The organism is Cognatilysobacter bugurensis (assembly GCF_014652095.1).
In the GTDB taxonomy this organism is placed as follows: domain Bacteria; phylum Pseudomonadota; class Gammaproteobacteria; order Xanthomonadales; family Xanthomonadaceae; genus Cognatilysobacter; species Cognatilysobacter bugurensis.
This window is the reverse complement of record NZ_BMYD01000001.1, coordinates 339,970-349,454: the sequence shown is the minus strand read 5'-3', so window position 1 is coordinate 349,454 and position 9,485 is coordinate 339,970. Positions and strand designations below refer to the sequence as shown.

9 protein-coding genes are annotated in these 9,485 nt (G+C 69.2%); 2 read left to right on the top strand and 7 right to left on the bottom strand.

Translation table 11 applies throughout. The features are described 5' to 3' along the window. Positions 1-32 precede the first annotated feature (32 nt). The 3 genes from IE075_RS01720 to IE075_RS01710 all read right to left on the bottom strand — a co-directional run bounded on the left by IE075_RS01720 (position 33) and on the right by IE075_RS01710 (position 2,023). Positions 33-857: a hypothetical protein gene (locus tag IE075_RS01720; RefSeq protein ID WP_189452696.1), complete on the bottom strand. Its 825-nt coding sequence runs from the start codon at positions 855-857 to the stop codon at positions 33-35. Between the two features lie 108 nt (positions 858-965). After that, positions 966-1,679 carry a pseudouridine synthase gene (locus IE075_RS01715; protein ID WP_189452694.1) on the bottom strand — a complete coding sequence of 238 codons (714 nt, stop codon included), beginning with the start codon at positions 1,677-1,679 and terminating at the stop codon, positions 966-968. Positions 1,680-1,738: 59 nt separating this feature from the next. Continuing rightward, the gene (locus IE075_RS01710; RefSeq protein WP_189452691.1) at positions 1,739-2,023 is read right to left on the bottom strand and encodes a GNAT family N-acetyltransferase; all 285 of its coding nucleotides are present in this window, start codon (positions 2,021-2,023) and stop codon (positions 1,739-1,741) included. A 330-nt stretch (positions 2,024-2,353) separates the two neighbouring features. On the opposite strand from IE075_RS01710, the gene IE075_RS01705 reads away from it, so the two are divergent. Then, positions 2,354-3,496, top strand: a complete 1,143-nt coding sequence (locus IE075_RS01705) for a hypothetical protein (protein ID WP_189452690.1) — start codon at positions 2,354-2,356, stop codon at positions 3,494-3,496. A gap of 80 nt (positions 3,497-3,576) precedes the next feature. On the opposite strand, the gene IE075_RS01700 is transcribed toward IE075_RS01705, so the two are convergent. The 3 genes from IE075_RS01700 to IE075_RS01690 all read right to left on the bottom strand — a co-directional run bounded on the left by IE075_RS01700 (position 3,577) and on the right by IE075_RS01690 (position 6,592). Continuing rightward, complete coding sequence (locus tag IE075_RS01700) at positions 3,577-4,185, bottom strand: rhomboid family intramembrane serine protease (RefSeq protein WP_189452688.1); 609 nt, start codon at positions 4,183-4,185, stop codon at positions 3,577-3,579. 15 nt (positions 4,186-4,200) lie between these two features. Continuing rightward, positions 4,201-5,757, bottom strand: a complete 1,557-nt coding sequence (locus IE075_RS01695; protein ID WP_484484279.1) for a POT-type proton-dependent oligopeptide transporter — start codon at positions 5,755-5,757, stop codon at positions 4,201-4,203. A gap of 187 nt (positions 5,758-5,944) precedes the next feature. After that, on the bottom strand, positions 5,945-6,592 hold the full coding sequence (locus IE075_RS01690; RefSeq protein ID WP_189452684.1) for a glutathione S-transferase family protein: 648 nt from the start codon (positions 6,590-6,592) through the stop codon (positions 5,945-5,947). A 205-nt stretch (positions 6,593-6,797) separates the two neighbouring features. Between IE075_RS01690 and IE075_RS01685 the strand changes: the two genes are divergently transcribed. Beyond that, positions 6,798-8,603: a M14 family metallopeptidase gene (locus tag IE075_RS01685; protein ID WP_189454712.1), complete on the top strand. Its 1,806-nt coding sequence runs from the start codon at positions 6,798-6,800 to the stop codon at positions 8,601-8,603. A gap of 29 nt (positions 8,604-8,632) precedes the next feature. Here the strand turns inward: IE075_RS01685 and IE075_RS01680 are convergent, their stop codons facing one another. Further along, positions 8,633-9,484 (bottom strand): DUF72 domain-containing protein, encoded by an 852-nt coding sequence (locus IE075_RS01680; RefSeq protein WP_189452682.1) that lies wholly within the window; start codon positions 9,482-9,484, stop codon positions 8,633-8,635. Between the last annotated feature and the right edge of the window lies 1 nt (position 9,485).

Genomic DNA, 9,485 nt, shown 5'->3' with positions numbered 1-9,485 from the left:
TGGAGGTTCGGGCGGGCGGGTGGGCATCGCGGTCAGCCGGCAGGCGCTGCGAACAGATCACGGTACTGCGGCGCCACCAGCGGTCGAAGCGCGTCGGCGGGCACTTCAACCGTGTGCGTGCCATGCAGCCCGGTGTCGAGCTGCGCCGCCGGGAACACGAAGCGCAGCGCCCCGATCCGCCCGCCCGGGCCCGCTACCGGCTCGAACATCGCGAAATGCGTGGCGCCTGCAGCGGTTCCTCGCTCGATGCGCTTGGCGGCCTCGCGCGTCGCCGCGCTGCGCTCCGCCGCCGGCATGCCATCGGCCTCGATGCGCTGGGCGTAGGCCGTGCGCAGCTGCGATCGCACGTCCTCGGCGATGCGCGTCCAGTTGCTCTCGTCGGGCACCAGATCGGCTGCGGTGAGCAGCCGGTCCTCGTCTCGGAGCCACACGAAGCGCGCGGCCAGCGGGCGGCTCGCATCACCCCCGGTGTAGGTGCTCCCGTCCGCAGCCACCGCGATCAGCTGGGGCGACTCGTAGACTTGGCTGAAGCTCAGCGTCAGGTCGTACGGGGGCGCGTCTGCGCCGCGTCCGGCGACCGCCTTGGCGAGCTCCTCGCGCTGGCGGTCCGCATAGCGCTTCAGTTCGACCGCAAGCCCAGGCTCGCCGGAGATCGTCTTGGGGTAGCTGATGCCGACGACATGCGTGGGCGCGGTTTCGACCACGTCTTCGAGCGCGGCCGCAGGAGGCGCAGCTGGGGCAGCAGCCTCGGCAGCGGGCTGAGCATCGGCGCCGGCCCGCGGCGCGACGCCGTCGCGCGGTGTGTTGTTTGCATCAGGCGCGCCGCGTTCGCACGCGGCAAGCAGAACGCACGCCATCACCGCCGCAGCCCCGCACCGCATCATTCGATTCATTTCAACGCCGGCCCGACCGTTCATTGCAGCCAGCCTAGGGCGCGCGTCGTGACGTCCGGATCGACGCGCTTGCTACCACTCCGTACGCAGCGGCAGCAGTCCGCGCAGCTCCGCGTCGGTCAGGTTGCGCCACTGCCCCGGCTTCAGGTGCGCCAGCTTCACGTTGCCGATGCGCACGCGCACAAGCTGCTTCACCCGATAGCCGAAGTGCGCCGCCATGAGGCGGATCTGCCGGTTCAGGCCCTGCACGAGCACCACACGGAAGCCGAACTTGCCGAGCCGGCCGGTCTTGCACGGCAACGTCGTCTGCCCGTGCACCGGCACGCCGCGGGCCATGCCGCGCAGGAACTCGTCGGTCACCGCGTTGTTCACCGCCACGAGGTACTCCTTTTCGAGCTTGTGCTCCGCTCGCAGGATCTCGTTGACGATGTCGCCGTTGCTCGTGAGCAGGATCAGCCCCTCGGAGTCCTTGTCGAGGCGACCGATCGGGAAGATGCGTCGCTCGTGCCCGACGAAGTCGACGATGTTGCCCTTGACGTCGCTCTCCGTCGTGCAGGTCACGCCCACCGGCTTATGAAGCGCGATGTAGACGTGCTTGCGCTGGCCCTTCGCGACGCTGCGCGCCTGCAGCTTCTGGCCATCGACGAGGACCTCATCGTCCTCCCCCACTTCCGCGCCGACACGCGCCCGCGCACCGTTGACGGTGACGCGGCCCTCGGCAATGAGGCGGTCGGCCTCCCGTCGCGAGCAGAAGCCGGTTTCGCTGAGGTGTTTGTTCAGGCGCATGCGAAGGTCGCGTTCGGCAGGGCGCGCATGCTGTCACAACCGCGAGGGCTGCGCAGCGATCACTGCAGCAGGTCGCGCACCTCGGGGTGGCGTTCCGCCCAGCCCGCGGCGTAGGAGCACATCGGGCGCACCTGCAGCCCCTCCTCGCGCGCGGCCTCGAATGCGCGCCGGGTCAGGCGACTTGCGACGCCGCGGCCGGAAATCGCGTCCGGCACGCGCGTGTGGGTGATGACCATCCAGCCGTCGACTCGGTCGTACTCGAGCTGTGCCTCGTGTCCGTCCACGCCAGCGCGGAAGCACTGCGCGTCGCGATCGTGTTCGATTTCGCTCAGTCGTTCGTTCATGCGGTTCCTTGTCACAAAGGGAAAGACCAGCGGACATCATCGATGCGGGCGCGTGGAGCGCCCGCATCGACTCGCGCGACACTGATCGGGATGCCGCGTCAGACGGATGGCTGCGCGCCGCCGCCCTGATACGACGACGCGGGCACGATGCCTGCCGGTGCGGTCAGCCGGTCGCTGCCGCCTCCGTCACGGCTCCGGCGCTTGCCCGGCCCCTGTGCGCCGACGCCGGCACTCGACGCGTCGGGGCGGTTCGCGGCGCCCGCGCCGCGTCCACGCGTCGGCGTATGCGGCGAGGCCGTGCCCTTGCTTACACGCTTCGTCGAGGCGGACTTGTTGGTGTCGCTCGTGGCGGTGTCGGGGATGCGGGCGCGCGTCGACGCACCCGCGCGGCCCGCGTCGCGAGACACGCTGCTCGCAGCACGGCCGCCCGCGTTTTTGCCGACGGCCGCTCGCGCCGTGTCGTTCGACGTGCCACTTCCGGCGGTCCGGCTGCCGCGGCCCTCGGACGACTGCCGCTGCTGCGGCGTCCCCCGGCTCGACTGCGTGGCACCGCCCGTCTCGCGGCCGGAGTCCGCGGCGCTCCTGCCCGTGGGTTCAGCACCGGACGCGCGAGCGGCGCCCGCGGATTTCGCCGAGCGCGACTGCGTCCCGTTGCCGCCAACGTCCGCGCGCTCGCGCGACGCGACCGAGCGGCCGTTCGACTTCACGCGTTCGGAGTCCTTTTTGGAGGCCGTGCTCGTCGAGCCAGGGGCTTTAGAGGCTCCGTTCTTCGACGGTGCATCCGTGGCGCCCGCGCTCTTCGTTTCAGCCGCTTTCGACCCGGTGCGCTTCAGGCTCGCATCGGACCGGGAGGCCTTCGACTTCAACGCGCCGTCCTTGCGTGCCGTGTCGCCCCGCGACGCCGACGCATTTCGCTCGGCTTCGGCGCGATCGGACGCGCCGCCGCGTCCGGCAGCCGTCTTGCTCTTGGTCGACTTCGATGTTCCGCCTGAGGTCGCAGTGCCGGAGCGGGCTGCAGAGCTCGCGCCGCGGGACGAGCCCTTCGACGTCGAATCGCCGGCTCCGTTCGACGCCGACGATTTCGATGCCACGGACTTCGACGCTGCGCCCTTCGATGATCCGCTTCGGGATGTTGAGGCGCCCGCGCCTGTGGACGCCGCACCGGTCTGCTTCGACGCACCCGCCGCCTTCGACGCGCGCTTGCTCGCGCCGTTCGCGCTCGACGCAGCCGCGCCGTCACCCGCCGCGCGCCGGCCCGCCGACCGCGAAGAGGCGGACGACTTCTTCACTGCCGAACCGCGTGACGCAGTCGATGCGTCGTCCCCGAGTGCCTCGCGCGCGCTCTTCGATCGTCCTGCCTGCTTGCTGACCGTGCCGGCCCGCGCGGCGCCCGGTCCGGTACGTCCACCTGCTGTCGTTGCCATGGGAATGCTCCGTTCGAACGTCGCGCCGGCTGGCGCATCGCCCTCGTAGCACGCAACGCATTCAGATCAGGTGACAAAAAAGCCCGGACATGCCGGGCTTTTTTGCATTCGAGCGCAGCGCTTGGCGCGTCAACGGAGAAACTGCGGATTCGTCAGCTCTCGCACGAAGGTTCCGCCCACGCCGGGGTCCATCAGCAGCATGAAGAGCACGCCGTAGGCGGCACCGGATAGGTGCGCGCTGTGATTGACGTTGTCGTGCCCGAGCCGCTCGGCATAGAACGAATAGCCGACGTAAGCGACCGCATAGACGATCGCGGGCACCGGCAGGAAGAACACGAAGATCAGCGACCAGGGCTTGAGCAGGATGAAGGCGAACAGCACGGCGGACACCCCGCCCGACGCGCCGAGGCTGCGGTAGCTCGGGTCGTGCCGGTGCCGCAGGTACGTGGGCAGGATCGCAACCACGATCGCCGACAGGTAGAACAGCACGAAGCCCAGCGGCCCCATGTAGTCCGCGAATAGCGGCTCGATCGTCTGCCCGAAGAAGAACAGCGTGATCATGTTGAACAGCAAGTGCTGCCAGTCCGCATGGATGAATCCGTGCGTGACGAGGCGGTCGTACTGCCGCTTTTTATCGATCGCGGGCGGCCACAGGATCAACCGCTCGAGCAGGCGCGGCCGTTGGAACGCGAGCCACGACACGAGCACGGTCACGGCGATGACGATGAGGGTCAGCATCGTTATGGCTCCGGGTCAGGCCGACCGGTAGTGGTCCTGCATCGGGTAATGCCGGGCGTACAGCGCAAATATCCCGGCAACCACCAGCGCGAACGCGGCGAAGAAGAACATGAGGAATGCCGTCTCGCTGATGCCCCATGAGGCCACCTCGGCGGAGACCACGTCGTTGCGCAGCGCGGTGTTGGTCAGCAGCACCCACAGGTTGCCGACCGTGACCGACAGCAGCCAGAAGCTCATGATCGTGCCCTTCATCGGCTGCGGCGCCTGGCTGTAGGCAAACTCGAGGCCGGTCGCCGAGACGAGCACCTCGCCAAACGTGAGCAGCGCATACGGCAGCACCTGCCAGACGATCGACACCGGGTCGCCGCCGTCGAGGGCCAGCTGCAGCATGCCGGCCGCAACCCACGCGAGCCCCGAGAACGCGATGCCCCAGCCCATGCGGCGCAGCGCGGTGACCTGGAAGCCCATGCGGCGCAGGGCCGGGTACAGCACGAGGTTGTTGAACGGGATGATGAGCATCACGAGCAATGGGTTCAGCGCCTGCATCTGCGCGGCCTGGAACCAATCGGGCTTGGCCATCTCCTGCCCCTGGAGCACCCAGGTCGAGGCCTTCTGGTCGAAGAGTGACCAGAACGGGGTGACCAGGGCGAACACGATGAGGATGCGCAGCACCGCACGCACGCCGTTCACCGCCTCATCGGGATGCGCGCCCCGCGCGCGGTCCAGGTTGACTGACGCGCCCCAGCCACCGAACGCGATCACGAACACGAGCGCGAGGCAGAACGAGGACACGAGGCCGAGCGTGCCGATGTAGAAAAAGCTCACGACCGCCAGCGCGGCGCCCACAAGCGCGATCCCAAGCCCCTTGCCGCCGCCCGACGCGGTGAGTGCAGTGCGCACCACGTTGATGAACGAGTGCGGGTTCGGCGGCGTGGGTGCGAGCTTGACGTACTTGTCGCGTCCGGCCCAGAAAATCGCGAGCGCGACGAACATCAGCAGGCCCGGAATGCCGAACGCCACCGAGGCACCGTAGTTCTTCAGGAAGAACGGCATCAGCAGCGATGCGAAGAAGCTGCCGAAATTGATCGTCCAATAGAACACGTCGTAGACGATCTTTGCCTTCGCCTTGTTCGTTTGGTCGAACTGGTCGCCGACGAACGCCGAGACCAACGGTTTGATACCGCCCGAGCCGATCGCGATCAGCAGCAGGCCGGTATAGAAGCCCTTCGGATTGTCCTCGAACACGGCCAAAAACCCGTGACCGATCACGTAGACGACCGACAGCCAGAAGATCGTGTTGTATTTGCCGAAAAACCGATCGGAGATCCAGCCACCGATCAGCGGGAAGAAATACACGCCGATCACGAAGGTGTGGAAGATTTCCTTCGCCAGGCCCTCGCGCTCGGCGAGCGGCGCGTAGGCGAGCATCATGCTCGTGACCAGGAACGGCACGAGGATGTTGCGCATGCCGTAGAAGCTGAAGCGCTCGCACGCCTCGTTGCCGATGATGTACGGGATCTGGCGGGGCATCGGGCCCGACGCGTCGGTCGGGGCGGCGGCGGTGTTCATCAGCGGGACTACCTCACGGCATGCAACGAGACGGCGGCGCGCGATCGTTCGGGATCGCCGCGCCTGCGGGTATGGATGGGGCAGCCAAGCCTAACCGATGAGGCTCAGCCGGATGGAGCCCGCACGCGGCCTCCGGCGGGGCCACGCGGCTGCCGCCTCGGCATGCGCGCGGCCCACCTGCGTCAGTGGGTCACGGCCATTCGGTGAGGCCTTCGCGTTCGTAGAGCGTCCGGAACGACGGGCGGGCGGTGAGCGTGCGGGCGAGCGTCGCCAGGTGTGGCCATTCCGTCGCCGGACGCGGCATGTTGCGCGACCACCGCATCAGCATGAGCAGATAGAAATCCGCTGCGCTCATGCGGTCACCGAGCAGGTGCGGGCCGTTCGCGGCGAGATGCGCGTCCAGCCGCTCCCAGGCCGCCTCGATTCGGGGCGCAACGTGCGCACGGGCGGCCTCGGCCTGCGCCTCGCCTGCGACCTCATGCGGATACCACCAGATGCGGAAAAGCGGCTGCACCGAGTTCGCGAGGTGGAACATCCACTGCGTGTGCGCGCCCCGGCGCGGGTCGTCGAGCGCGGGAGCGAGCCCGGCCTCGGGGCGACGATCGGCGAGCGTCTGCACGAGCGCGGCAGCTTCGAACTGCGGCTCGTTGTCGATCACCAGCGTCGGGACCACGCCGTTCGGGTTCAGCGCGAGGTACTCGGGCGATTTCTGCTCGCCCGACTTCGTGTCGACGAGCCGGAGCTCATAGGCTTCGTCGAGCTCAATCAGCAGCCAGTGGACGACCAGGCTCGCAGCGCCGGGTGAGTAATAGAGGGTATGCGGGGCGGTCGACGACACGGCAGACTCCGGGGGCGGGAAGCCGCCGAGTTTATGCGGCGCACGCGTCGGCCGGCACGCCGTGGCGCCGCGGCGGCAGGCGCGCGCGTCGCCGGACTTCGCCCACTCGCGCGCTTTGCGCGATCGGTGCGGCCAAGGGGCCGCACGGCGCCCGCGCGCGGGGCTTCGTTACCATCGCGGTTTTCTACGAACGGACCCGCCCATGATGCGTCGACTGCCGTCGCTTCCGCGCCTCACGACGATCGCTGCCGCGCTCGCAGTGCTGGCCGCTCCGGCCTCCGGCCTTGCGGCAACGCCGTCGGCCGACGCGCTCACGACCGTCGCCGAACGCAGCGGCTACGCGCGCACCGGCCGCTATGACGAGGTGATCGCGCTGTGCGATGCGTTCGCGCAGCGTTACCCCAAGTCCGTGCGCTGCGAGACGTTCGGCACCACGCCCGAAGGTCGGCCGATGAAGCTGCTCGTCGCATCGACGTCTGGCGCACTTACACCCGAGGCCGCGCGCGAACGCGGGCTGCCGGTGACGCTCGTGCAGGGCGGCATCCACGCCGGTGAGATCGACGGCAAGGACGCAGGTTTCCGTGCGCTGCGCGAAGTGCTCGAGGGCCGCGCGGCGAAGGGCGCGCTTGATGCGCAGGTGCTCGTGTTCGTGCCGGTCTTCAACGTCGACGGACACGAGCGCTTCGGCGCATGGAATCGCCCGAACCAGCGCGGCCCCGAGGAAATGGGCTGGCGCACCACCGCGCAGAATCACAACCTCAACCGCGACTACGCCAAGGCCGACACGCCCGAGATGCAGGCGATGCTCGCGCTGATCGACCGTTGGGACCCGCTCGCCTACGTCGACCTGCACGTCACGAACGGCGCGAAGTTCGAGCACGACGTGTCGATCCAGGTCGAACCGCTGAACTCGGGCGACGCCGAGCTGCGCAAGGTTGGCCGCGCGTTCCGCGATGGCGTCATCGCCGACCTCGCGAAGGAAGGCGCATTGCCGTTGCCGTTCTACCCCTCTTTCGTCGAGAACGACAACCCGGCTTCCGGCTTCGAGGACAGCGTCGCGCCGCCGCGCTTCTCCCACGGCTACATGCCGCTGCGGAACCGGCTCGGCATGCTCGTTGAAACGCATTCTTGGCGCCCCTACTCGCACCGCGTCGAGACCACGTACGACACCGTCGTCTCCGCGCTCGACCGCGTGGCGCGCCGCGGGCGCGAGTGGCAGGCCGCGACGCGCGCCGCCGATGCGCGTGCCCGCGAGCTCGGCGGCGACCCGGTGCCGCTCGACTACAAGACGACCGACACGGCCCGCACCATCCCGTTCCGCGGCTACGCGTACTCGCGCACGCCGTCGGAGGTGTCGGGCGCACTGATGACGCGATACGACGAAACCACGCCGCAGCTCTGGCAGGTGCCGCTGCGCGATGAGATCGCGCCCGGCCGCACCGTGACCGCGCCCGGCGCGGGCTACCTCGTGCCGGCCGCTCACGCCGCGTGGGTGGGCGACAAGCTCCGGCAGCACGGTGTCCGCTTCGAGACCCTGAAGGCGCCCCTGGACGATGCGCGCGTGGAGGCGTTCCGCGCTGAAGGCAGCGAGTTCGCGAGCGGCTCGGTCGAGGGCCGGCAGCGCACCACGTTGGCCGGCGCGTGGGCGCCGGAGACGACCGACGTAGCGACGGGCGCGCTCTTCGTGCCGATCGCGCAGCCGCTTGCGCGGCTTGTCGTCGCCCTGCTCGAACCGCAGGCGCCGGACTCGCTGGCGTCCTGGGGCGGGTTCAACAACGCGTTCGAGCGCAAGGAGTACATGGAGGACTACGTCGCCGAGGAGGTCGCCCGCGAGATGCTCGCGCGCGATCCGCGGCTGAAGTCCGAGTTCGAGGCCCGCCTGCGCGACGACGCGGAGTTCGCGAAGAACCCACGCGCACGGCTCGACTTCTTCTACCGCCGGCACACCGCGTGGGATGAGCGCTACGGCCTGTATCCGGTGCTGCGTACGGACCAGGCGCCCGCGCGGTAAATCACACGGCCGCCTGACCCGGCGCTGCCTCAGAAGCCGAGGTGCGCCTGGGTCGGCGGCGATGCGCGCGGCCGCCGTGCGGCCGGTGTGTCGTACGCACCGGTCGGCTCCACGCCGCACAGCGCCTGCATCGTGGCGGCGTCGCTGGTCGCGTGGCCAGCGGCCGTGTTGTCGAGGATGCACCACGCCTCGCGCCCGGGCCGGGCACGTACGAGCAGGTCGTCTGCAAGCGTACGCAGGGCCGCGTCGTCGTATGCGCTGTAGTAGATCTTCGGCGATCCATGCCATCGCCAGTAATGCCAGCCGCCGTGCCCAGCGACCTCCCCCGCCCCTTCGACGCGCGCCGGGTCGGCGGCGACGCGCGCCACGTCAAAGCGCTCCCAGAGCGCGTCGAGCTCCGGCACGAACCAGCTGCGGTGCCGCGGCTCGCAGGCGAGCGCGACGTCCGTCCGCACCCGCAGTCGCTCGAAGAAGTTCTCGACGATGCGCGCATCGAACGCGAGGCTGGGCGGCAGCTGCACCAGCACACCGCCCAGGCGGTCGCCTAATCCGCTCACCTCGTCGAGGAAGCGGTCGAGGACGTCGTCGGCGCCGATCAGCCGCGCCTCGTGCGTAATTGCACGCGGCAATTTCGCGGAGAAGCGGAAGTCCTCGGGCACGGTTGCCGCCCAGCGCTCATAGGTCTGACGCCGATGCGGGCGATAGAAACTGGAGTTGATTTCGACCGTGTCGAACCGCGTCGCGTAGCGCGCGAGCATGCTGTCGCCCTCGCCGAACAGCGCGGCATGCGCCGACGCAATCGACCAGCCGGCGCAACCGATGCGGATCGGGGGGCGGGTACCGGACACTACGGACGGGTCATCGTGAGGGCGCGCGTGCATG